26 protein-coding genes are annotated in these 20,708 nt (G+C 62.9%); 15 read left to right on the top strand and 11 right to left on the bottom strand.

Going from position 1 to position 20,708, the window contains the following annotated elements:
• The first annotated feature begins 97 nt into the window (after window positions 1–97).
• From RUU78_RS00975 to RUU78_RS00960, 4 genes are all read left to right on the top strand, one after another.
• On the top strand, window positions 98–682 hold the full coding sequence (locus RUU78_RS00975) for a hypothetical protein (protein ID WP_313912767.1): 585 nt from the start codon (window positions 98–100) through the stop codon (window positions 680–682).
• The gene (locus RUU78_RS00970) at window positions 654–950 is read left to right on the top strand and encodes a hypothetical protein (protein WP_313912765.1); all 297 of its coding nucleotides are present in this window, start codon (window positions 654–656) and stop codon (window positions 948–950) included. The genes RUU78_RS00975 and RUU78_RS00970 overlap by 29 nt, the downstream gene beginning before the upstream one ends.
• Before the next feature lie 102 nt (window positions 951–1,052).
• Entirely contained in the window at window positions 1,053–1,409 is a 357-nt protein-coding gene (locus tag RUU78_RS00965; RefSeq protein WP_313912763.1) for a hypothetical protein, read from the top strand.
• A 29-nt stretch (window positions 1,410–1,438) separates the two neighbouring features.
• Window positions 1,439–1,705, top strand: a complete 267-nt coding sequence (locus RUU78_RS00960) for a transposase (protein WP_313912851.1) — start codon at window positions 1,439–1,441, stop codon at window positions 1,703–1,705.
• Between the two features lie 489 nt (window positions 1,706–2,194).
• Here RUU78_RS00960 and RUU78_RS00955 read toward each other — a convergent pair whose 3' ends face one another.
• The gene (locus RUU78_RS00955) at window positions 2,195–2,518 is read right to left on the bottom strand and encodes a DNA-binding transcriptional regulator (protein ID WP_313912762.1); all 324 of its coding nucleotides are present in this window, start codon (window positions 2,516–2,518) and stop codon (window positions 2,195–2,197) included.
• Window positions 2,496–2,882 (bottom strand): type II toxin-antitoxin system RelE/ParE family toxin, encoded by a 387-nt coding sequence (locus RUU78_RS00950; protein WP_313912760.1) that lies wholly within the window; start codon window positions 2,880–2,882, stop codon window positions 2,496–2,498. The genes RUU78_RS00955 and RUU78_RS00950 overlap by 23 nt, the downstream gene beginning before the upstream one ends.
• Window positions 2,883–2,981: 99 nt before the next feature.
• Here RUU78_RS00950 and RUU78_RS00945 point away from each other — a divergent pair, with 99 nt between their 5' ends.
• Window positions 2,982–3,197: a DUF3703 domain-containing protein gene (locus RUU78_RS00945; RefSeq protein WP_313912757.1), complete on the top strand. Its 216-nt coding sequence runs from the start codon at window positions 2,982–2,984 to the stop codon at window positions 3,195–3,197.
• A gap of 151 nt (window positions 3,198–3,348) precedes the next feature.
• Here RUU78_RS00945 and RUU78_RS00940 read toward each other — a convergent pair whose 3' ends face one another.
• The 5 genes from RUU78_RS00940 to RUU78_RS00920 form a co-directional block, all read right to left on the bottom strand.
• Window positions 3,349–3,747 (bottom strand): hypothetical protein, encoded by a 399-nt coding sequence (locus tag RUU78_RS00940; RefSeq protein WP_313912756.1) that lies wholly within the window; start codon window positions 3,745–3,747, stop codon window positions 3,349–3,351.
• The gene (locus RUU78_RS00935) at window positions 3,740–4,069 is read right to left on the bottom strand and encodes a heavy-metal-associated domain-containing protein (RefSeq protein WP_313912754.1); all 330 of its coding nucleotides are present in this window, start codon (window positions 4,067–4,069) and stop codon (window positions 3,740–3,742) included. Before RUU78_RS00935 ends, RUU78_RS00940 begins: the two co-directional genes overlap by 8 nt.
• Window positions 4,070–4,081: 12 nt before the next feature.
• Entirely contained in the window at window positions 4,082–4,732 is a 651-nt protein-coding gene (locus RUU78_RS00930) for a hypothetical protein (protein ID WP_313912752.1), read from the bottom strand.
• A gap of 70 nt (window positions 4,733–4,802) precedes the next feature.
• Window positions 4,803–5,183: a CopL family metal-binding regulatory protein gene (locus RUU78_RS00925; RefSeq protein WP_313912750.1), complete on the bottom strand. Its 381-nt coding sequence runs from the start codon at window positions 5,181–5,183 to the stop codon at window positions 4,803–4,805.
• A 54-nt stretch (window positions 5,184–5,237) separates the two neighbouring features.
• Window positions 5,238–5,639, bottom strand: a complete 402-nt coding sequence (locus tag RUU78_RS00920; RefSeq protein WP_313912748.1) for a helix-turn-helix domain-containing protein — start codon at window positions 5,637–5,639, stop codon at window positions 5,238–5,240.
• 94 nt (window positions 5,640–5,733) lie between these two features.
• Between RUU78_RS00920 and RUU78_RS00915 the strand changes: the two genes are divergently transcribed.
• Window positions 5,734–6,402, top strand: coding sequence for a cation transporter (locus RUU78_RS00915; protein ID WP_313912746.1), 669 nt, complete (start codon window positions 5,734–5,736; stop codon window positions 6,400–6,402).
• 190 nt (window positions 6,403–6,592) lie between these two features.
• Window positions 6,593–6,859: a hypothetical protein gene (locus RUU78_RS00910; protein ID WP_313912744.1), complete on the top strand. Its 267-nt coding sequence runs from the start codon at window positions 6,593–6,595 to the stop codon at window positions 6,857–6,859.
• Between the two features lie 57 nt (window positions 6,860–6,916).
• Here RUU78_RS00910 and RUU78_RS00905 read toward each other — a convergent pair whose 3' ends face one another.
• Entirely contained in the window at window positions 6,917–7,837 is a 921-nt protein-coding gene (locus RUU78_RS00905; protein ID WP_313912742.1) for a DUF72 domain-containing protein, read from the bottom strand.
• A 159-nt stretch (window positions 7,838–7,996) separates the two neighbouring features.
• Between RUU78_RS00905 and umuD the strand changes: the two genes are divergently transcribed.
• The 3 genes from umuD to RUU78_RS00890 are packed head-to-tail and all read left to right on the top strand — an operon-like array spanning window position 7,997 to window position 10,565.
• A complete protein-coding gene (gene umuD / locus RUU78_RS00900) occupies window positions 7,997–8,596 on the top strand; it encodes a translesion error-prone DNA polymerase V autoproteolytic subunit (RefSeq protein ID WP_313912740.1) in 600 nt (199 codons plus the stop codon).
• A 32-nt stretch (window positions 8,597–8,628) separates the two neighbouring features.
• A complete protein-coding gene (locus tag RUU78_RS00895) occupies window positions 8,629–9,921 on the top strand; it encodes a Y-family DNA polymerase (protein ID WP_313912738.1) in 1,293 nt (430 codons plus the stop codon).
• 14 nt (window positions 9,922–9,935) lie between these two features.
• A complete protein-coding gene (locus tag RUU78_RS00890) occupies window positions 9,936–10,565 on the top strand; it encodes an SOS response-associated peptidase family protein (protein ID WP_313912736.1) in 630 nt (209 codons plus the stop codon).
• Between the two features lie 206 nt (window positions 10,566–10,771).
• On the opposite strand, the gene RUU78_RS00885 is transcribed toward RUU78_RS00890, so the two are convergent.
• Window positions 10,772–11,611: a hypothetical protein gene (locus RUU78_RS00885; protein ID WP_313912735.1), complete on the bottom strand. Its 840-nt coding sequence runs from the start codon at window positions 11,609–11,611 to the stop codon at window positions 10,772–10,774.
• 174 nt (window positions 11,612–11,785) lie between these two features.
• On the opposite strand from RUU78_RS00885, the gene RUU78_RS00880 reads away from it, so the two are divergent.
• A complete protein-coding gene (locus RUU78_RS00880; RefSeq protein WP_313912733.1) occupies window positions 11,786–11,950 on the top strand; it encodes a hypothetical protein in 165 nt (54 codons plus the stop codon).
• A gap of 74 nt (window positions 11,951–12,024) precedes the next feature.
• Here the strand turns inward: RUU78_RS00880 and RUU78_RS00875 are convergent, their stop codons facing one another.
• Window positions 12,025–12,624 (bottom strand): hypothetical protein, encoded by a 600-nt coding sequence (locus RUU78_RS00875; protein WP_313912731.1) that lies wholly within the window; start codon window positions 12,622–12,624, stop codon window positions 12,025–12,027.
• Window positions 12,625–12,685: 61 nt separating this feature from the next.
• On the opposite strand from RUU78_RS00875, the gene RUU78_RS00870 reads away from it, so the two are divergent.
• Both RUU78_RS00870 and RUU78_RS00865 read left to right on the top strand, forming a co-directional pair.
• Window positions 12,686–13,726, top strand: coding sequence for a DUF4238 domain-containing protein (locus RUU78_RS00870; protein WP_313912729.1), 1,041 nt, complete (start codon window positions 12,686–12,688; stop codon window positions 13,724–13,726).
• 84 nt (window positions 13,727–13,810) lie between these two features.
• Window positions 13,811–17,878, top strand: a complete 4,068-nt coding sequence (locus RUU78_RS00865) for a hypothetical protein (protein ID WP_313912727.1) — start codon at window positions 13,811–13,813, stop codon at window positions 17,876–17,878.
• Between the two features lie 17 nt (window positions 17,879–17,895).
• On the opposite strand, the gene RUU78_RS00860 is transcribed toward RUU78_RS00865, so the two are convergent.
• Window positions 17,896–18,705, bottom strand: coding sequence for a hypothetical protein (locus RUU78_RS00860; RefSeq protein WP_313912725.1), 810 nt, complete (start codon window positions 18,703–18,705; stop codon window positions 17,896–17,898).
• 447 nt (window positions 18,706–19,152) lie between these two features.
• Here RUU78_RS00860 and RUU78_RS00855 point away from each other — a divergent pair, with 447 nt between their 5' ends.
• The gene (locus RUU78_RS00855) at window positions 19,153–19,338 is read left to right on the top strand and encodes a hypothetical protein (protein WP_313912722.1); all 186 of its coding nucleotides are present in this window, start codon (window positions 19,153–19,155) and stop codon (window positions 19,336–19,338) included.
• Window positions 19,339–19,752: 414 nt separating this feature from the next.
• A complete protein-coding gene (locus tag RUU78_RS00850) occupies window positions 19,753–20,706 on the top strand; it encodes an MvdC/MvdD family ATP grasp protein (RefSeq protein ID WP_313912720.1) in 954 nt (317 codons plus the stop codon).
• Window positions 20,707–20,708 lie beyond the last annotated feature (2 nt).

Here is a 20,708-nt window from a genome sequence, read left to right as displayed (position 1 = left end):
GCGTGGCCACGGCGTAGGATCCGTCCGCCCAGGCGGCACGCTGAATGCCGGCGTGTCTTCAGGCGGTCGGCGTCGTTGTTCGGAACACCGAGTGCGCATGAGTTCCATCAAGACACAAGCAGCTTTGTTGCAACTCCGGTCGGTTTTCGCCGTCTTGGCGGCCGATGTTGAGGAAGCGATGGCGTATGGGCGCAGCACGCCGACCGGTTTTGCCAGGCGCAGTCTCTTTCGAACGTATTTCGTGCAGATCGAAGGCCTTACGACGCAGTTCCGCAGGGCGGCGGAGGCCATCGCCAGCGAGCGAACAACGCTCCTCACCGCCGAGGACCGTGTTCTTCTGCCGGACCAGAAGGCGTACTTGAACGTCAGGGGCGTGGCAAGGAAGCTGGAGTCGTTCCAGTCCACGTTGCCGGCGATTCTTTTTTCCATGCGCTGCTTCGGCAAAGCGCACGGGCTCGCCTTTGAGCCGGAGCTGGGCGGGGTTGGCTACGCGTCGCTCAAGAAGTTCGTCAAGCTTCGAAACAGCCTCACCCACCCCAAGTCGGCCAGCGATCTCGCTTTGTCGGACGAGCAGGCGGCGTTCGCGTTGGAGGCCGCCACGGCCGCCGGCGACGCGCTGGTCCAGGAATCTTTCACGGTCGAGTTTGAACCGCGTGGATGTGTTCGGCCGGCACCTGGGTGAGATGCCGATTGTCCTACTCGGCGAGTCCGTCGATGAGGCCGTGCGGTTCAACCGGAGGCTGCGGGAGGCGATGACCGCCTTCGGGCTGGGAGATCGCGCCATTGGGCGGTTCACGGCGCACGTGACCGTCGCCTATGAGGATCGGATCAAGGCGTACGCGCTGCCCGAGCCGGGCACGTGGCCGGCGGGGCGCTTGGTCCTGCTCCGGCGTCGTGATCGGATGCCGGGGTATGAGGAAGTCGTGGCGTGGGAACTGGGGGGGGCGTGAGGGCCGATTCAGGATGCACTCGGGCGGACGAGCCCCCTTGCGCACCGACCGATTTCTGCTTTGATGGCGGATCGAACGCCCGTACTGAAGCAGGACGACCCCATGAAAATCAATGAAGCTTATCTGCTGATCTGTGAGCGGGCTGCCTCTCTTCGGGAGCTCCAGTTTCGCTCGTTTTCTGAATTAAGCCCCGAACAAGAAAAGCGCCGCCAGCGCGAACACGATGATGTATCCGATGAAATCCACCGGCTGAACCTCCGGGCAGATGCGTTGGCCAGGGACGCCATTCACTGGGTGGGTAACGACCTGTCCGAACTCGGTCCGGAGTGGGATGATGTTCTGGGGCGACAGCATCGGTTGGCCCACGTCAACGAGTTTTATTCGTCGAAGTCGCCGGTGTCATCGTCTTCCCCTTCCGCTGCCTTTTCCTCCGGATCGTCGGCACCGTTTTTATCTTGAGTCAGTCGATCGATAAACAAACTGTGCGCATCCGGGTCGCTCCAGTCGGCGATTCTCTTTTGATTCCGATACAGCACCCCGTCCATCACAAGGAAGTGGACTTCAAGCGGCATCACCCCGGCAAGAAGGCCAGACGCTGGGTGGTAGAGGTTAGCCACAGCTGGTTCAACCGCTTCCGCAAGCTTCTGGTGCGCTACGAGAAGCTGGCGCGTAGCTTCTTGGCGCTCAACCATCTCGCCGCCGCGATCATCGCCTTCCGCAAAGTGCCTCTGAAGGTCAACGTAGTTTACGGATAGGTTCTTAGCTTGAATTCGCGGACCTCTGTGGACGATACGAGCAGCACGTGCCGCAGCGGCGGCGAAGGGACGCCGCCGAGAATTCCCTGCGTCGGCTCCAGTTCGAGGCGCTCCCGAGGTCCCAGGGGGGCTTGCATGTCTTTACCAAAAGGTGCTGAACGGTCATCGAGACGGAAGCCGGAAGCAAGAAGGTCGTCTCCGAGGCGCTCAGCATAGCGGGCATCGGTCCTTATCGCGTCCGCGTCCGTTTCTGCTGCCGAGCTGCAACGGATGCATTGCTCGCGTGCCGTTCCGCGCGCTAACGGCTTATACGGATGAACGTTCGCTTTGCCACGGGGAAATGTGCGCCTGAACCGGCCGCGGCGAATCCGTCGTCATCCGGAGCAGAACGCATCGCGCAGCCGGCGTGAGTTGCTGCAGCACGTAGCCCTCAAGCCCGTCCACCACGAACGTCATTGCCGCGTGGCGCAGCGCCGCGGTCGCGTCCAGCTAGACGAGGACTTGCAGACCGTGCTTCCGGACGATCATGAGTAGCTTGAGCGCCATACCACTCGGTCGCTTTGCGCCTGTTTCCCACTTTTCTACGGTGCTTTCGCTCGTATTGAGGTAACGAGCAAACACCGGCTGACTGATGTTGTTGACCTCGCGGAGTTGCTTGATCTGCTCGGGCTCGATTTCACTCGGAACAACCAGATGGCGAGCGTCGAAGTCACGCATCGTTGCCTTGTCGAGCGCCCCGACCTTTTGAAGCATCGCCGCAGACGAGTGCAGAGCCTCGGAAATCTCACTCTTAAACTTGCTCTTCATAGTCATGACAAATCTCCGTCAGGTCTTTGTCTCCCAGGAGCTGCGCGATCTGCTTCCCAGTCAGCGTGGCGTAGCTCTTTGCGAGGGTGCGAAAGTCTTCCAGTTCATCATCCTCAATGTTGTCTCGATCCTTCTTTGCGAAAAGATATTCGTAAATCCAGTATCGACCGCCCTTGGCGAGGATGATGCTCCGGTACATGTTATTGTTCAGGCGTTTCTTGAAGACGCCGCCGCCCAAATCGTCGGCTTGACCCTTCATCACTTCCTGAATCGCTTCGCAAAGCTCCTCATCCTTGATTCGCGCTTTGCGCGCCGCCTTGGAAAACCAAGCAGTCTTGAACGTCCGCCTGGTTTCGTCAGGATCGAGCATGGTTAAATGTAGCACCCAGTGCTATCTAAATCAAGGTGCGCGATAGCCTGACCTCAACAGGTCACTGGCTTGTATCTGCGGGCTATTACAGTTCCCGCCATGAAGGAAACCCCGGCTTTCCTGCTCGCGAGTCCGCTGGCTACAGTACGTCTGCGTTCACTGTCGGAAGCGAGCGCGCCTGCAGCGGTCGAAGGCCCGCGCTGCTGGCGGTGGACCCCGGAGGGCAACACCGGTGGTGCCAACGTCAGCGCGATGCACCCAATGCCTGTGCTGGCGAACCTGCGCGCGATCCTCGATGCGGACCGTTCGACGTAGAGCGGAGGCGCGCGGCTGGATTCATCCGGATGGGGAATGACTCCGATGAACGCCTGAACGTTGGCTGTGTTCGTCGTACGCACCGAAGATCCGAGCAGGCCCAGCGGCAGAAATCGTGGCGGCAGTCCGTACCGCCGCCACGGTTTTCGTTTCAGCGCAGCACGGGCAGCACAAAGGCGAACAGCGCGCCGATCACCGTGCTGGCCAACGCGACCATCCACAGCACCACGCTGGCCCGCCGCAGTCGGGTGCAATGCCGGGCCAGCGTCGCGTCGGCGGGGCACGGCAGCCGGCGCGCGTGCCACAGCACCACGCCGGACACCGCGAGCATCGCGGCCGCCACAGTGAACACGCCGGCCTTGTGCGCCGACAGCCAGACCAGCGCCGGCACGGCCGACACCAGCCCGGCCAGGGCTGCACCGGCCCCCAGCGCCACCATGACGGCCGGCAGCACGCAGCACACCAGCGTGCCGCCGCTGGCCACCAAGGCCGCGAGGCTCAACCCCAGGTTGCGCCGCAGCGCCGACGACGATTCGAAGGCGTCAGCCATGGGGTTTCACCCCCGCCCGCAAGGTCTCCAGGCTGGCGTCCGTGCGCCGGATGCCCACGACGGTGTAGCCCGCTTCGGTCAGGGCGCGGCGCAGTTCGGCGTCGCCGATGTCCGTGCCGTCCTTGAGCGCGACGGCCACCAAGCGGTGTTCCAAGCTGATCAGGACCGCGTCCGTGGCGGGGAACCCTTTGAGCGTTTTTTCGATGCCCTGGGCGCAGAACGCGCAGACCAAACCGTTCACTTCCATTTCGATGGTCGTGGCGGAGGCGGCGACCGACAGCAGAAGCCCCAGCAGCACGATGCTGATTTTGGAAAAGTTCATGAGTATCTTCCTTCAAAAGTTGAACATGGCCATGGCCTGAGGTTTGCCGTCGCGCGTTGCGCCGGCCTCGACCCAGACGCCGCCCTTGAAAAAGCGCAGCAGGAGCGCGGTCTCGGTGCCGCGAACGAGATCGCCGGTGTATCGGCGTCCCTGCACCACAAACCAGGTCGCCACCGTGTCGTAGTCGTGCGCGTAGGGCGCCCAGCCGAGCTGCAGGGTGTCGATGCGGTGGGAGTAGTGGCGGCTTTCTTCGAGGTCCGAGCGGAACGCTCCGTACACCCGGCGCGTTTCGTAGTCGGCCTGGAAGCCGACGTTGCGCGCCAGGGTGCTGCCGGCGAAGTCGTTGCCGGTGGCGCGGCCCAGGCCGCCCCAGACGAACGCGTTGGCTTGCGCGCCGGGCAGGTTCCAGCGTTTGGCCAAGAGGTTGGCGCGGGCCAGTTCGATGCGCCGCTGAGTGCTGCCGTCCTCGCTGTTGAGTTCGAGCCAGCTTGCACCCAGCGACCACCAGTAGCGGGGGGCGTAGAAGGCTTGGATTTCGTTCATGGTGCCGGCCCCGTATTCGGCCATCACCGTCGTACCGCGGGCGAACGCAATGGGTTTGGCCCACGCACCGACGTGCGCGCAGGCCAGCAGCGTCGCCGCTGCCAGCAATCGGGTTTTCATGGAGGTTCTCCGTCAACGGCCGCGCAGCGGCCAGGGAGCGCGCGTGGCGCTCAAGAACACGGCGGAGAGATCAGGCGATCGGAGGTCTCAGCGGCGGTTCGAGCGGCGCCGACGGCGGTGCGGCCAGCGAACCCAAATTGGGGGCCGTGGCCGGCGGTGCCGACGCGGCCACAAACGGCAGCGACGGCAGGCAGCCCGGGATGGCGCAGACGGCGGTGTCGCAACTGCGCTGCGGGCAGCAGTCGCACGGGGCTTGGTCGGTGTCGGCGGCCGCCGCCGCCAGGCCGTGGCAAGGCATGTCGGGCGCAGCCTCCGACGAGGACGGTGCCTCTCCTGCAACACGCACCGAACTCAGGGTGTTCCCGCCAGCACCCACGGCCATACCCGAGACGATCAGGCACAGTGCCAGAAGGACGCGCAGGGACCAGCGGGTGAGGGAATGCAGCGGCATGGTGTCCAGTCTAGCGGGTCGGAACGAAGCCGCTTCTGTGGACCGCGAAACGCACTACGGGTTCGCGCGGGTTGTGCCCAAGGCTTCCAGAATCCGGCAGTTGGCGACGATGCCGCCTTGGCAGGCACTGAGCATGCTGGCCAGCTCGTGCTTGAGCGCGGATAGGTCGGCTATCTTGCGGTCGACGGCATCGAGATGGTGGCGTGTCAGTTCGTCGACTTTGCAGCAGTCGTGTTCGCGGTGGTCAGCCAAGTCCAGCAGCTCGCGCACGTGGTCGATGGGAAACCCGAGCTCCCGCGCCCGCCGCACGAAGCTCAAGCGGATCCGGTCGGCTTGGCCGTAAGAACGGTAATTGCCGGACGACCGCGTGGGTGCGGTCAGCAGGCCAATCTTTTCGTAGTAGCGGATGGTTTCCGCCTTGGTGCCCGTGGTGCGGGCCAACTGGCCGATGTTCATGGGCGTCGCCGCTTGACCTTGTAGTCGCTCCAAGGTTCATAACGGCGGTCCCAGCGATCGTCAAGGGTTCGACCCGCCGGTTCATCGATCCGGAGTGTCGGCTGCGGCCACGACGGCGCTCGCCACGTTTCCGCCGAGGTGTGAGATGGACGACTGCTGTTCCCACAAAGGCCAGGAACTCGCGGCCCTGGCGCTCCAAGCCGATCAGCGCCGGGTGCTGATCGTTGTACTGGTGATCAACGCGGTCATGTTCCTTGCGGAGTTCTCCGCGGGATTTGTGGCGCGCTCCTCCGCGCTGCAGGCCGACGCTGTGGACATGCTGGGCGACGCCGTGGTGTATGGGCTGAGCCTGTTCGCGATCGGTCGCGGTACCCGCTGGGAGGCGGGTGCTGCGGTGGCCAAAGGCGTTCTGATCCTGGTGTTCTTCGTCGTCATCGTCGGCGACATCGCCCTCAAGATCGCGCACGGCGTACCGCCGTCGACGCGCTTGATGCTGATCTTCGGATCGCTGGCGCTTGCGGCGAACCTGACGTGCCTGGCGCTGCTGTGGCGGTTCCGAAAGCTCAACGTGAACATGAGCAGCACCTTCGAGTGCTCGCGCAACGACGTGGCCGCCAACGCCGGCGTGCTGGTCGCGGCCGGCGCGGTCGCGTGGCTCGGTGCCGGGTGGCCGGACATCGCGGTGGGCTTGCTCATCGCGCTCGTGTTCCTGCGTTCCGCCGTGCGGGTGCTGCGCAACGCGTGGCCGCAGTTCAGGGGGTAGGGCATCCCCGAGTAAAAGCGCAGCCGATCTCGCGGACGGACGCGCGCCGACTGCTTGCCGTGAGCCGGCCGCATGCCGATCTGCGCGTAAGCGTTCTGTGGCACCACACTCCGCCACGTCAGGCACCCCGCGGAATCCCCCTGGTTCTGCGGGGTGTCGCGTTTCTGGAGTGCGTTTCTTGGGAGTAACCATGGCCATCACCCATTACCGCATCGCCGCAGCCGCCGCAGTCAGCCTGAGCGTCGTGGGCCTTCTCGCGGTCGTCGTCGCGGTGATCCAACTGTTCGTCCTGCTGGTCAACGGACCGGATCCGCTGACGCGAGCGGCGGGTCTCAACCCGTTCTGGGCGACGCTGATGGCGTTCGGCAGTTCGGTCGCGGTGGGCCTGTTGCTGATCGTCGCCGGCGGCGTCGGTCGCGCGATCATCGCGTTGGCGGCGCCGAGAAGCCCAACGTAATCGGCGGTTCCACGTTTTGTCGGATCGCTCTCGCGTCGGGGTAGGTCGGCTCGCGACTTAAAGCCGTGTTTGCCGCCTCACGCCCCCGATCAGCTTCATCAGGGTCTGTCCGTTGCGCTGGCCCTGATCTTCGAAGTTGTTGTTGAAGATCGCATGCACCTGGACCACCGAGCTCGCGAGCTGCTGGATGGGCTCCGCTAGGGCAGCCAGCTCCTCCGCGTTGTAGTCGTAGTTGAACCGATCGCTGGCCGACGTCGAGTCCTTGAGGTTCCAGGTCGCTTCGTTGCGCCCGTGCAGCCGGACGATCGCGAGTTCCGGGTTGGTGATGGCCCACACCGACGGGATGGAGTTGCGCGCCCCTTGGGGCTCGTCGACGACCACGTTGACGAAGCCGTGTTGTGCCTCGAACGCCAGCGTGGCGTCGCGACGATCTTCCGTCATCCAGCTCTCGTGCCGGAACTCCACGGCCACCAGGTAGCCGGTCAGCCGCTGCCTCACCTCCTCGAGGTAGTCGTAGCTCTGGCGCTTGGCGGTGAACCACGGCGGGAACTGGAAATGCAGCGCCTTGAGCTTGCCCGCGTCCTTCAACGGCTGCAGGGCCTCAAGGTAGCGCCGCCACAGTTCGTCGACGATTTCCGGAGGCAGGGTGTTGGCGTAGACCGGTGCGCCGTCGGCACTGAGGTTCAGGGCGCGCAGGATGTCCTGGGGCAGCGCCCGGCGGGGTGTCTGATGACCCGTCAGGGTGCGGAACGCCTTCACGTTGAACACGAAGTCGTCCGGCGTGCGCTCGGCCCAGAGCTCGGCGTTGCGGATGCTGGGCAGGGCGTAGTACGACGAGTCCACCTCGACCAGCGGGAAGACGTTCGCGTAGTGACGCAATCGAGCCTCGGCGGAGCTGCAGCCGCGCGGGTAGAACCGACCGCACTTGATCAGCGTCGCGTCGGTCCAGCTCGCCGTTCCTACGAGGATCTCGCCCATGCTCGATCCTAGCGCCGGGCCGCGCACCTCGGGAGGGAAAGCCGATCAGATTCGGTCGTGGCCCGTCGCGTGACGGTTGTTCACCGGGGCCGATGCGTGCCGGCTGCCTCGATACGCGGTAGTCTTGATTGCCGCACAGCAATCAAGCGAGCCCGACCCATGACGCCCCCTCCCCACGGCGGCCCCCGCCCCGGTGCCGGCCGCAAACCCGGGTCCGGCTCCTTCGGTGAGCCCACGCAACCGGTGCGCGTGCCGGAGAGCCAGGTGCCGGCGGTCGTGGCCTTCCTGGACGCTTGGCGCGAACAGAAAGCGGTGGAAGAAGAGGGAACCCGGGCTCAGGTTTGGCGTCGCACGGAGCCAGGACGGAACGTGTCGATTCCCCTGATGGGCTACCGGGTGCCGGCCGGCTTCGCCTCGCCGGCGGACGATTACCTCGAAGACACGATCGACCTCAACGCGCACCTGATCCGAAAGGGGCATGAGGCGGCGACCTTCATCGTCCGCGCGTCGGGGTGGAGCATGTTCGGTGCAGGCATCCACGATGGGGATGAAATCGTCGTGGACCGTGCCCTGGAGCCGACCGACGGCGCTGTGGTCGTCGCTGCAGTCGATGGGGAACTGCTCATCAAGCGGCTGCGGATCCGCGGCGGCAAGCCGGTGCTTGTTTCGGAAAACCCGCATTTCCCGGAGCGGATTGTTGCGCCGAACGAAACACTGGAAATATGGGGCGTGGCGACGCGCGTGCTGCACAAGCTCTGAGGTAGTCGGCGAGGCCGGTCGAGGAGGCGGGCATGCGACGGATCGCGCTGGTCGACGTTAACAATTTCTACGTCAGCTGCGAAAAACTCTTCCGGCCGGAGCTGGAAGGCAAGCCGGTTGTGGTTCTGAGCAACAACGACGGCTGTGTGGTTTCGCGCTCGAACGAAGCGAAGGCGCTGGGAATCAAGATGGCGGCGCCCTGGCACCACTACCGAGCGTTGGCAGAACAGCGCAGCGTTGTGGCGTTCAGCAGCAACTACCCCCTCTACGGGGATCTTTCGCGCCGCGTCGTAGACGTGCTCTCGCAGTTCGTGCCCCGTGCGGATCTGGAGGTCTATTCGATCGACGAATGCTTCCTTGACCTGAGCGGCCAGCCGAAGGCCGACGCGACCGAGCTTGGCCAGGCCATCCGCGGCCGCGTGCGGACGTGGTGCGGCATGCCCGTGTGCGTGGGCGTTGGGCCGACGAAGACCCTGGCGAAGCTGGCCAACTTCATCGCAAAACGGCAGGCCGCGTGGAACGGTGTGTGCGACCTCACCCGCATTCTGCCGGCCGCTCTGAGCGGGTTGCTCGCCGAAATTGAGGTGGGTGAAGTGTGGGGCATCGGTCGACGGCTGGTGCCTCAGCTGTCGGAAGCCGGCATCCACACCGTGGCACAGCTCCGCGACGCCGACGCGGCTAGCCTCCGTCAGCGGTTTTCCGTGGTGGTGGAACGGATCGTGCGCGAACTCCGGGGCGAATCCTGTCTTGAGGTCGAGCACCAACCGCCGGCGAAGGCCCAGATCCAATCCGCGCGCTCGTTCGGCGAGCCCACGACTGCGCTGGAACCGGTCCTGGAGAGCGCTCGCGCGCACGTGGTTAGGGCCGTGGAAAAGCTGCGCGGCGAGCGGGCCGTCAGCGGCCGGATCGAGGTGTTCCTGGAAACGAACCCGTTCACGCCCGGCGAGCCGCAGCACCACCCGGTGCGCAGCGAAAACCTGCCGGCCGCGACCGACGACGTGCTGAACTTGGTCGGCGTGGCGGCGCGGCTGGTCCGAGCGATGCACCGGCCCGGCTTCCGCTACCACAAAGTGGGCGTGCGGCTGCTGGAGCTGGCTCCGCGCGCCGCCCGGCAAGCCGGGCTGTTCGACGCGCCACCGGAACGGGAAACCAAACGGGAGCGGCTCAGCCAGGTCCTCGACGCAGCGAGCCAACGGTGGGGGCGTGGCGCGATCGCCCCGGGCACCGCCGGACTGGCCGGCGAGCGGTCGTGGCACATGCGCCGGCTCGCCCTGTCGCCGGCCTACACGACCCGGTGGGCGGACTTGCCCGTCGTGCGGACCTGAGCCGGAGCCACGGCGTGCTCGCGTTCTGGATCGATCCCGACTCCAACTCGGCGGCTACGCGCGCGGCGGAGCCGGCAGGCTCCTGGGAGGCGGTGGCGCGCTCGGTGCTGCCCTCGGGCGGCCGCGTCGTCCGGCCGTTGGCCGGAGCGTTCGTCCTCGTTGGGGCGGCCCAGCGGCCGGCGGTAGTGCGCGCCCACTGGGGCCTGGTGCCGCCCGGAACGAAAGGGGAAGCCCGTCGGGCCACGGCCGCGCGGTGGATCGGTTTGCCGGTGAAGGGACTCACCCAAGCTCCGATGGAGAGCCTGTGGTCCAGCACCGCACGTTCCTGGCGTTGCCTCGTGCCGGCGACGGGCTGGCTCGCCGAGGTACAGGGCCGACCGACCGCCTGCAAGCCTGGGGTTCACCCGGTGGCGCTGGCCGGCGTGTTCAGCCGGTTCGAGAACGCTCAAGGTGAGGTGGTCCGCACCTTCGGTTTGGTGACGGCGTGGCGGGAGGACAACGAGCGCTTCGGGCACCACGGTCCGGTCGTGATCGAGCCCAGGGACGTTGGGGCTTGGCTCGGGAAAGACGCGGACCGGGCGAGGGCACTGCTGGCCCAGCGGCAACCACCGGTCGTGGAGCGGGGGCTGCAGTCACGTCGGTGAGAGCGACATTACTCGGCGCGCGGCGCGTCGAACCGGAAGCGCGGTTAGGCTGCGGCGCGACGAATCCAATAGGCGAAGCAGATTCTTACACCGGTTTCCCGCCGCGTCGGTATGGATGCAGCTCTGCATGTAGGTATTTGCCGGCGACAGTGCTGCAGATCGAAGTGAGACTCATCGAACCGTTTTGGACCGGCGCCATTGCCTCCCTATCTGAGCTCGCAGACGAAAGATCCTTCAGTTTCAAAAAGTCGTAGCCGTTCTGCTGCAGCTTTGACGTCAGGACCCGCAACGTGTTGGACAAACACACGCAGTATGCTTTGCTCGGGCCCTGACATACGGTCTTCGAAGAGACGCATCCAGCGGCCGAGCACTAGGCCCGGCAGTGCCGCCTCGTCCAGCCATAAAATCACAGCAAATACTGAGTTCACGAACCGTTGAACCGGGTGGAACCGTTCCGGCGTCAACTTTTCCCTCCAAAGCTCACGCGAATTGTCTTTGGGAAAAATGTCGCCTCTTTCGTCCATCTCCCGAAGTTCGTTGAGCAACATCTGTCCCGTGCTGCCTGGATTCTTCCTCGCAGTGGCTTCGTCCATACGGGCGAAGGCCCTGTCGTATTCTTCCAGCGCTCGGAAGAACAACACATCAAAACGGGTTTGTTTATCTTTGTCCCGCTGGTCCTGTTCCCAGGCATCCTGGCGGCTGGCGGCGGCAAGGGCGGCATCCCGCTGTTCTTTTTCCCAGGCTGACTGCCGTTCGTTGGCTGCCACTGATTGGCGCTCTTGCTTTTTTTCCCACTCGGCTTGCCGTTCAGCGGCTCTTACCTGCTTGAAGTAGCTCAGCACGCTGAACGCCGCAGCTGCGGTCGCAAACACGGCCGTGATGGGGGCAAAACTATCACCCAAAGCACCCAGTTCTTGAAGGGTGAAGTGATGCTTCCACAGAACGGACGGTGTGTTGCGCGTCAGCCACAACAGGGCCAGCAGGAAGCCCACGAACGCCACTACGACGATCCCGACGGCTGTCTTGGCAGCGTGATCTTTAAGCACGGCATTTCCTCTTAGTAAACCTTTCACGACGCAAGGTTATACTTATCCAACGTCAACCCCCGCTCAAGTCAGCCGCGACGGCCGCGATCGTGTTCCGGGGAATATCCTAGCCATCGACATGGATGTTTAACCAGCGCTGGTAGACATTGCTACCCGCCACATCAGGAGAGTCCGATGCCGCTGATTGACTTCACCTCTGAAGAAATTGAAATCCTCCGCGATGCGCTCGGCTACCGAAAGAAGCATCAGTCTGAGGGCTCGGCACCGCCCGAACTCAAGCGCAGGAACGACGAGGACACGGATCGGATCCTCTCCAAGCTGAGGGAGGCAAAGAAATAGGACGCACTTCTGCAGGGCGACGCCGCGATCTTCTTGCTTTGAAGTCGTACGTCATTTCTGTGGATGGACGCCGATCAATCTTTCCTTTCGCCAGGATCGCGAACCGTCATCGGAACGATCTGCGGCATGCGATTCGGCAACAGCATCGACACCGGCATGGCCAAAACAATCGGTTCCAGCCGGATCGCCTCCGCCTCCATCAGCCCGCGCACGTGATGGAGCGCCATTTCGGCTAGGTGGGCGAGGCGGCCGACTTCGTCATTCCCAAGCCTTGCGGCCCATTGCCCCGTCCAAACTGGGCGAGCATGCGCGATTTGCGGCGGCTTTCCGTCCTCCAGCATCACCGTCACCGTTGCCCGCCCGACCGTCAGGTCGTATCCGGCGTGGGCGGCGTAGTTGTTTCGCATGCGGTTGATGCGCCGGTGGGCCGCCCGCTCATCAGGTTCTCGCAGCACCTCACGGTGGTCCAGGCTGGTGGATCGAGGCCCACAGAAGCAACGGCAATAGGCAACGATCGCCGCGACCCAGAGCGCTTTCCACAGCAGATCCCCAGGCGCCTCGGAAGCCATCTGGCAAAGCTCTACGCACTCAGCCAGGTCGCGCTCGATCAGACCGTAATCCTGTAGTTTTCTGGCATCACTGGGACGCAGCGACACTGGGTAGATTTGTGCCATCGCCGAAGTCTCCTTGCACCGGTGCTTTTATCGGCTTCCTTCGACATATCCCGGTGCCACGATGCAGCAGATCCATCGAGACAACCACTACGTTCCCCAGCTTTACCTCAAGCGGTGGGCTCACGCGGGGCACGAGGGCAAGGTGCTCACCTATCGGCTGCTGGTCCCGCACGAAAACTACCCGTTGTGGAAGGCGCACTCGCCGAAGAGCATCGCGTTCCACCGGCATCTTTACACCTATTACGCCGCCGGTGGTGAAACGGACGAGTTCGAGCGCTGGTTGGCCGATGAGTTCGAAAGCCCCGCCGAAGAAGCACTTGATCGAGTCGTCCGAGAACAACGGTTGACTCCGGAGCACTGGGAACGGTTGGTCCGCTTCGCCGTGGCCCAGGACGTGCGAACGCCTGCCCGGCTTAAGGAGTTTCTCGCTCGACAAAAAGAGTCGTTGCCAGCGCTCTTGGACGAGGCGGTTCAAGAAGCCGTCACCATGATGGCGGACGCCGCCAGCCGCGGAGTTCGGGTGGCATCTACTTCTTCCCCGCTCGCCGCCAATCCATTTCCGTTGAACGTTTCGATCACTACGAACGAGGACGGCAGCGGCACTATAAGGGCGACAACGATTGTCGGCAGAAAGTCGTGGCTGTGGTCCATAAGGCACCACTTGACGGAAACCATCGAGAAAATCTCTCGCCACCGCTGGACGATTCTTCACGCGCCGCCTGGTGTTTCCTGGCCTACGAGCGACAGCCCCTTTGTGCGCCTCAGCTTCGTCGATGCGGCCCGCTATGACTTCCGCGGTGGGTGGGGCGTCAAAAACGGCAACCTCTTGTTGCCCCTCAGCCCAAAGCATCTTCTGTTCGCCACCGTTGGAGAGCGATCGCCGCTGAGAGGCACCACGGTGGATCCGGGATTGGCGCAAATGATGCGAAAGATCATCATCCAGCACGCTGATCGCTACATTTTCGTTCGAGATACAGAGGACGTTGATCTGATTCGTCCTCGCTTGGTTTGTGCCGAAACCTTCAAGGCCGAACAAGCGGTTTGGCAGACCTGGCATGAGGAGCAAACAGCGGCAGAGGCGGATCTGCTCGGCACGCCCTAAGCTAGCGCTGCATCCGATGGTTCAGCCGGCGGTCTGCGGTGCCTCGGCTATGAATGAGCCGGCATGCGATGAGGTCTGTGCTGCATGAGCGACAAGGTTCCTGACCTGACAAACCTGATCCCGAGGGCTGTCCGCACCGCGCGGGCGCTGCTCGCCTGGTCGCGGGAGGACTTGGCGAAGGCCGCTGGCCTGCGCGTTTCTGCGATCGCTGACTTCGAGCGCGGGCGAGGGCGCCTCGGCGACAGCGGCCGGAAAGTGTGGGAGGCGCTTGAACACGCTGGGATAGAGATTCTGGCCAACGGAACGGTTGTCGGCCCGCCGGTCCCTGGGTTGGTGGGATCGGACGAGCCCGGCATGCCGCACGCATGGATGACCGCCAAGGATCTTGCTTCGTGGGCGGATGGCCCTGAAGGCACAGGTCGATTTCCCAAGTTGATCCTGTCTCTGGTTCGGGCGACCCATGGGGCGGCCGTTCGTCTTCGGTTTCCGTCCGAGGAGGCCACCTGGCATCCCGGCTTGGACGGCTACACCTCGACAGACACGGGCAGCAACTACGTGCCGAAGGGGGAGGCTGCATGGGAAATCGGCACCCAGAGCGACAGAATCACTTCTAAGGCCAATGGGGACTACAAGAAGCGGACCAAGCCGCCAGCAGCGCCGGAGCCGGCTAGCTCAACATTCGTGTTCGTGACCCCTCGGCACTGGACGACGAAAGAGGCCTGGGTCAAGGCGCGCCGGCAGGAAAACCAATGGCGGGACGTTCAGGCGTACGACGCGACGGATCTGATTCACTGGATCGAGCAGACGCACGCAGTCGGTCTTTGGCTGGCCTGCGCGATCGGCAAGCGTCCGCCAGGCACGCTCGAACTGGTTGAGGTATGGGAAGAATGGTCCGAGGCGACGGCCACCCCGTTGACCGAGGACCTGGTGCTCAGCGACCGAGACCAGGATGCTGCAGCGGTGCTCCGTTGGCTTCGTGGTCCACCGGTCGTCCTCAATCTTCAAGCGACCACTGCCGCAGAGGTCGTCGCCTTCTTCCACGCCGCGCTCCAGGAGCTCCCGGAGGGAGTTCAGGAGGCCTACCGGACGCGTTGCCTGGTGGTGACAACGGTCGAAGCTGCGCGGGAGCTCCGGACGGCTCCGGCCCCTCTGATTCTGGTGATGATGGAGCCCGAGTCAGGAGTGGCTCAAACCTTGGCGCGGCGAGGTCATTACATCCTTCAGGCTCACGACGAGCGATGGGAGGGCACGGACACAACTCGAGTTCTCGCCCGGCCCTCACGCGACGGCATTTCCAGCGCCTTAGAAGACGCTGGTTTTTCCTACGACCGAGCGCGAAACTTGGCGCGGGATTCGGCTCGAAGTCTGACGGTCCTGCGCCGTTTACTTCCCGGCGCGCCGGGGCGCCGGCCTTCATGGGCGGATCGACCGCCCCGCGCGTTGCTAGCCGCTCTGCTGGTGGGCGGATGGCACGAGGAGAACGAAGCCGACCGAGCGTGCCTCGCCGCGCTGGCCGGCGCGCCCTACGATGCCGTCGTTGCGGAGCTGAGCCCCTACATCGACGGGTTGGACGCGCCGTTGCAGAGGATCGGTTCACTGTGGCGTGTGGCGTCGCCCCGCGACGCGTGGACGTTGCTTGCGCCTCGGCTAACCAAGGCGGATCTCGACCGATTCGAAAGCGCTACGTATGCCGTGCTGGGGGCGATGGACCCTCGCTTCGAGATGGCTCCCGATGAGCGTTGGCAGGCAGCCCTGCATAACATCCAACCGCTTCATTCGGCCCTGATGCGTCGAGGGATCGGCGATGTCCTTGTGTCTCTTGCGGTCTGGGGTGCACGCATCCCGACCGTTTCCGACGCGGCTGGCCGTCCTCGGACCATCGTCCGCAAACTGCTGCACGGCGCCGACGCAAAGCGATGGTGGTCGCTCTCAGGAGACTTTCGGCCGTTGGCGGAGGCGGCGCCTGAGGCGTTCCTGGACGCCGTCGAGCACAGCCTGGACCAGGATGACCCACCGGTCGGCGTACTTTTCGGCCGCGACAAGAAAGCTCTGGGCGGCACCGAGCACCTCTCGGTTTTGATGTGGGGGCTGGAATCTCTGGCGTGGTCGCCGGCCTGGCTCTCCCGAGTGAGCCATGTGCTGGCGCGCCTCGACGCGCTCGACATACAGCCGCGACGGCTGGTGAATGGGCCTGGGCACAGCCTGGGAACCATTTATCTGATCCCGCTGCCGCATACCGAAGCGCCGCTGAGTCAGCGCCTGAAGATCCTGGACAAAATGGCGGAGCGCCAGCCGGACGCTGCGTGGAAGTTAATGCTCAGGATCCTGCCGCGCGGATCCTCGACGATGGCCAGTCCCACAGCGAAGCTGCGTTGGCGCGACGCGTCCGGTGAAACTGAGGAAAACACGGACGACCTGATCGTGCAGGGGTGCACTGAGGTCAGTGGTCGCCTGCTGACTCACGTAGGGCTACAAGCCGATCGCTGGTCACAACTGCTCGACCGCGTTTCGGATCTGTGGCCGGATCCGAACGGGTTGCTCGATGCGCTGGATGCGGCCGAGCCTCAGATTCATGACCTTGCCGAACGCTCGGTCATCTGGGCCAAGCTACGGGAGGTGCTGCACCACCACCGGCGATCCCCTGGTGCGGAGTGGTCGCTCCCGGAATTGTTCCTTGTGAGGATGGATAGGGTCTACGGACGGTTCACGCCAGAGGATCTTATCGACCGCTTGGCATGGCTGTTCAGCGAAGGCGCGCATCTACCCACGTTCGACGCCGATCCCGAAATCCGCTGGGACGTAGAGAGGCGCGCAATCGACGCTGCCCGGCAGGACGCGGCGCGCGCACTCCATGCGCAGCGCGGTCTTGAGGCGCTGCTCAAACTGGCGAGGCGAACGGAAGTCCCTGCCTACGTGGGGAAGGCCCTTGCGGAAATCGGATTGCCGGAGCGCGACGTTTTGGCTCTGATCGAAGCCACGGTTCGAAGTGACGACGCGAAGGAACAGCTGGTCGGTCGTGGTTTGGTCTTCACGTCGCATCGCGAACGAGGACAATCGTGGTCCATGGACCTGTTGGTGCGCGCGCAGGCGGAAGGCTGGAACGACCGCGCCTTAGTAATCGTCTTGTGCGCCCTTCCCACGGAGCGCTGGGTCTGGGACCAGGCTGCACACGTCGGTGGGGAGCCGGAACGCGCTTACTGGCGGCAGGCTCCTTATTCGTGGCGCAGCGACGACCCGGACGAGGCTGCCCACATTATTCGCACCTCGATTGCCATGGGGTTCGCACGACATATCCTCGTCGCGCGATGTGCCGATGAGGTCAGGTTGCCTTCCGATCTCCTCGTAGAGCTCCTGAACGCAGCGGTGGCGCCGCTGCCGGAAGAGGACGATGCGAGGAACGATCTGTCGCGGATTCAAGGCGGAGTAGTTCGGATTCTAAAAGCGCTGGACCACCGGGATGACGTGAGCCGGGACGTGATCGCTGGACTGGAGTGGCGCTACCTGCCGCTTTTGGAACACTCCCAGCGGCCCCCGAGTGCGCTGATGAAAAAACTGTCGGAACAACCTGCTTTCTTCGTGGAGCTTTTAACGGCGACGTTCAAGGCGAGCGAAGAGAGCGGGGTTGTTGACCCCGAACCACCGGACCTCGATCACGCAAGAACTATCAGGGATCAAGCCTACCGTCTGTTCGAGATATGGAATCGAATCCCGGGCAGCAAGGAAGACGGGACCATCGATGGCCACGCTCTTGATGCATGGATCGCCGAGGTCAGAACCATGGCCAAGGTTGCGGGTAGAGAAGACGCGGCCAACGGTCGCTTCGGTTTGGTGCTGTCGACTTCGCCGATGGGCGCGGACGGCCACTGGCCGGCGGAAACGGTGAGGAACCTCCTCGAGCGGGATCACGCCATAGCCCGCCTTGTCAGCGGTTTCCTAACCGGCAAGCACAACCGGCGGGGCGTTACGACCCGGATGCCCCGTGACGGTGGTGCTTTGGAACGTCGGGAAGCTGCCAAGTATCGGGCTTGGGCCAAGGGTATAGAGGATGAGCACCCGCGAACGGCGAAGCTGCTCGTGGGCATGGCCGAAACCTACGACGATCAGGCGCGGCGCGAGGACGAGAGCGCCGATCGCCTGGATTGGCATGAGTAACAGGGCACGTGGCTAACCTACCGACTCTTCTTTCCCATCGCTTGAAAATACCCGTCCAACGCTGACATGCCTCCACTGTCTTCAAGGGCTCGCGCGATCCGCTCCATTTGAAATGATGCTGTGGTCGCGGGCACAACGGTAACGGTTGTGCTTTTAGTAAGGCGAACTTTTCGAAAGGCATAGGGGAGCCGTAGCTGTCCGTTACTCATGTAGATTTCCAACCCGGGCGCGAAGAAAGCAAAGAACGGACGGTCGTCAATGAATACATTCAACGGCGAGAGCACGCCCTGCCCAAGTAGGTCGACCCTGCTGATAATGCAGGCTTGGATTCCGGTTGCCCATGTGTCACCTGACGCCAAAAGGCACAGTCGGATCGACTCAGCCCTTCCATCGAGCCGAATCTCTCGATGCTCAGGTCGGTCGGAAAGGTGCGTTCGGAAGAGCATTTGCACGCAAGCACGGTGCAGGAGCGAAGTGTCGGACGGCACTTCGATGATCTGGTGTGATACGCCTTCACCGGCCGCAGACCGTGCCGCCTCCACGTAGCGAGAAAACCGAATTAGTTCTTCGTCGGCTAACTGAGAACTTGCCTCGCATTGCTTGCAGACAACACGTACGTAGCCGAGGTCGGGCGACTTGCTGATTCTGCCCTGCGGGCCGGTTGCTAGTTTGGCCAGCGGACCTTCCGCTAAGAGAGCAGTGCCGAGCGCGCGAGGAAAAAGGTGCGACCTCGCAAGCTTCGGCACATGTTTCAGACATAGTCCGCAGGTGGCCATCGTGGCGTCGCAGTTCTCGCAAAGACTCGTGGAGGCGCGGCTCTCGCCCATCTGTACGAACTGATCCTGAGCCGCATTTTCACAGGTTGCCCGGCAATCAATGGCAGTCGAACGGTCCGTTCAGGGCTGAATCTCCACCAAGGACGTCAGAAACATCAGAAAAACAAAAGCATTCGCTCGATGAGCGACCAGGTGAGTCGTTCAGCGGTGCAAAAACCCAGTAGCGCCAATGGTAGCTTGCGAGAGGCGAGGCCTCGGCGTGGCGGCTTCCAACACGCGAGCGCTTGGACGAAATTCACTTTGCTGAATTAAGGCGTTGTTGATATTTTTCCAGGCGTGAGCTTGCGAGCAAGAATCTTGGTATTTTAGGCCTGTCGGAATCTTCGACCGACGGTGTCGCGGTGGTCTGGACAGAAGACATATGTGTTGACCATTGCAGGCAGATTGCGCCCGTTCTTTTGTGTTCGATGTTCGTAGAAAGCAGGGGGAACTGAAGTGATGAAAATCGTTCCGTTGGTTGCAAGAGAGGCGATGCTCGTCTTACCGACGGCTTTGTTGGGAGACGACCAACAGTCCGTTGGTGATGAACTGCCTGCTGCTGTCGAGCGCGATGCAATGGGGCATTTTCGTGGTCGACAAACTCAGCTTACGGAGGTGAAACGAGAAACCACCGATGACACCTGAGACAACGCAGACAGGTCGTCCTTTCATCATGGCACACGGGCGGGCTGTTCCCGCACGCCACGGAGCTTCGAGCGGGTCAGGTCGTGGTTACCTGACGGACGAACTTGCCGACGACACCGACAATATGCCGGCCACCGCGGAGCGCAGCTCGCATCGTGAACCGGTGTCGTCCGAGACAAGAGTCACCAAGGTGTCCAGAGAGACCACCGATGACACATGAAGCCCCGATACGGCCGTTCCTGATGAGATATGCTTGTTCGATCCCAACTGGCCGCGGCCAGATACTTCGGTATGACGAGAAGCGCCAGGTGTCGCAGATTTTCGATGGTGTGTCGTGGATAGATGCCGCGGAGACCTCTAGCCAAGTCGAAGCTGGTACGCGATTTACGAGAGTGGCTCAAGAAACAACCGACGATGCCTGAGCCGGCTGTTCTCATCATCAGCACGGTCGTCGACGTTGCGACCGATGCCGTCGTGAACTCACTGGCCGAGCGCGGCATACGCCATCACCGGGTGAACACGGAGGATTATCCGTTCGACCGCTCATTGACGCTCGACTACCAAGCAGCTAGAAACGAAGGCCTCAGTTTTGGAGCGACCGCCGTTTCTCCGGTATCAATTTGGTATCGGCGTCTGCGTTCCCCTACGCGGCCTGAATCCATGGACGCTGGTATCTACGATTTTTGCCTTCGAGAGAATCGCGCAGCATTGCTCGGAGGGCTCTGCGGGCAAAGCGTAAGATGGATGAGTCATCCTTCCGCGGTTTGGCAAGCAGAACTCAAGCCCTTTCAACTTCGTGTTGCCCAAGATGCTGGCTTTAGGATTCCCCGGACGATTGTGTCCAACGATCCAGTTGCCATACGGCAAGCGTACGTTGATTTTGGCCCTCTGATTGTCAAACCGGTTCGATCCGGGTACTTCAAGGAAGGCGATGACGAGTTCTCCATCTTCACCTCGCTCATCGCCGAGGAGCATCTGTCGACGCTGGACTCCGCGAAATGGACACCTTCCATCTATCAAGAGCTTGTTCCTAAACGCTACGATGTGCGCGTCACGTGCGTGGGTAGGCGCCTGTTCTCGGCGGCTATTCACTCGCAGACCGATCCAGCCGCAGTAGTTGATTGGCGACGGACGGACAACCCTCTGTTGCCCCACTCCCGACTTGATCTGCCCGTTGAAGTATCGGACCGTGTTCTGGATCTGATGGAGCGACTGGGGCTTTCGTTCGGCTGTGTCGACCTCGTCCTGACTCCGTCAAACGAGTACGTTTTTCTAGAGGTCAATCCCAGTGGCCAATGGCTGTGGCTGGATGACCAGCTGGATTTCGGTATCTCGTCGGCTGTGGCCGCATGGCTTGCGAGGGACTAGAA

This window comes from Tahibacter sp. (genome assembly GCF_032229445.1).
Classification (GTDB): Bacteria; Pseudomonadota; Gammaproteobacteria; order Xanthomonadales; family Rhodanobacteraceae; genus Tahibacter.
The sequence above is the reverse complement of the archived record's forward strand: the minus strand, read 5'-3'. Positions and strand labels throughout refer to the sequence as shown.

Excerpts from the sequence above, each read along its gene's own strand:
- RUU78_RS00975 (WP_313912767.1), top strand. The coding sequence starts at position 98 with ATGAGTTCCATCAAGACACAAGCAGCTTTGTTGCAACTCCGGTCGGTT.
- RUU78_RS00965 (WP_313912763.1), top strand. The coding sequence starts at position 1,053 with ATGAAAATCAATGAAGCTTATCTGCTGATCTGTGAGCGGGCTGCCTCT.
- RUU78_RS00955 (WP_313912762.1), bottom strand. The coding sequence starts at position 2,518 with ATGACTATGAAGAGCAAGTTTAAGAGTGAGATTTCCGAGGCTCTGCAC.
- RUU78_RS00950 (WP_313912760.1), bottom strand. The coding sequence starts at position 2,882 with ATGCTCGATCCTGACGAAACCAGGCGGACGTTCAAGACTGCTTGGTTT.
- RUU78_RS00945 (WP_313912757.1), top strand. The coding sequence starts at position 2,982 with ATGAAGGAAACCCCGGCTTTCCTGCTCGCGAGTCCGCTGGCTACAGTA.
- RUU78_RS00940 (WP_313912756.1), bottom strand. The coding sequence starts at position 3,747 with ATGGCTGACGCCTTCGAATCGTCGTCGGCGCTGCGGCGCAACCTGGGG.
- RUU78_RS00935 (WP_313912754.1), bottom strand. The coding sequence starts at position 4,069 with ATGAACTTTTCCAAAATCAGCATCGTGCTGCTGGGGCTTCTGCTGTCG.
- RUU78_RS00930 (WP_313912752.1), bottom strand. The coding sequence starts at position 4,732 with ATGAAAACCCGATTGCTGGCAGCGGCGACGCTGCTGGCCTGCGCGCAC.
- RUU78_RS00925 (WP_313912750.1), bottom strand. The coding sequence starts at position 5,183 with ATGCCGCTGCATTCCCTCACCCGCTGGTCCCTGCGCGTCCTTCTGGCA.
- RUU78_RS00920 (WP_313912748.1), bottom strand. The coding sequence starts at position 5,639 with ATGAACATCGGCCAGTTGGCCCGCACCACGGGCACCAAGGCGGAAACC.
- RUU78_RS00910 (WP_313912744.1), top strand. The coding sequence starts at position 6,593 with ATGGCCATCACCCATTACCGCATCGCCGCAGCCGCCGCAGTCAGCCTG.
- RUU78_RS00905 (WP_313912742.1), bottom strand. The coding sequence starts at position 7,837 with ATGGGCGAGATCCTCGTAGGAACGGCGAGCTGGACCGACGCGACGCTG.
- umuD (WP_313912740.1), top strand. The coding sequence starts at position 7,997 with ATGACGCCCCCTCCCCACGGCGGCCCCCGCCCCGGTGCCGGCCGCAAA.
- RUU78_RS00895 (WP_313912738.1), top strand. The coding sequence starts at position 8,629 with ATGCGACGGATCGCGCTGGTCGACGTTAACAATTTCTACGTCAGCTGC.
- RUU78_RS00880 (WP_313912733.1), top strand. The coding sequence starts at position 11,786 with ATGCCGCTGATTGACTTCACCTCTGAAGAAATTGAAATCCTCCGCGAT.
- RUU78_RS00875 (WP_313912731.1), bottom strand. The coding sequence starts at position 12,624 with ATGGCACAAATCTACCCAGTGTCGCTGCGTCCCAGTGATGCCAGAAAA.
- RUU78_RS00870 (WP_313912729.1), top strand. The coding sequence starts at position 12,686 with ATGCAGCAGATCCATCGAGACAACCACTACGTTCCCCAGCTTTACCTC.
- RUU78_RS00865 (WP_313912727.1), top strand. The coding sequence starts at position 13,811 with ATGAGCGACAAGGTTCCTGACCTGACAAACCTGATCCCGAGGGCTGTC.
- RUU78_RS00860 (WP_313912725.1), bottom strand. The coding sequence starts at position 18,705 with ATGGGCGAGAGCCGCGCCTCCACGAGTCTTTGCGAGAACTGCGACGCC.
- RUU78_RS00855 (WP_313912722.1), top strand. The coding sequence starts at position 19,153 with ATGAAAATCGTTCCGTTGGTTGCAAGAGAGGCGATGCTCGTCTTACCG.
- RUU78_RS00850 (WP_313912720.1), top strand. The coding sequence starts at position 19,753 with ATGCCTGAGCCGGCTGTTCTCATCATCAGCACGGTCGTCGACGTTGCG.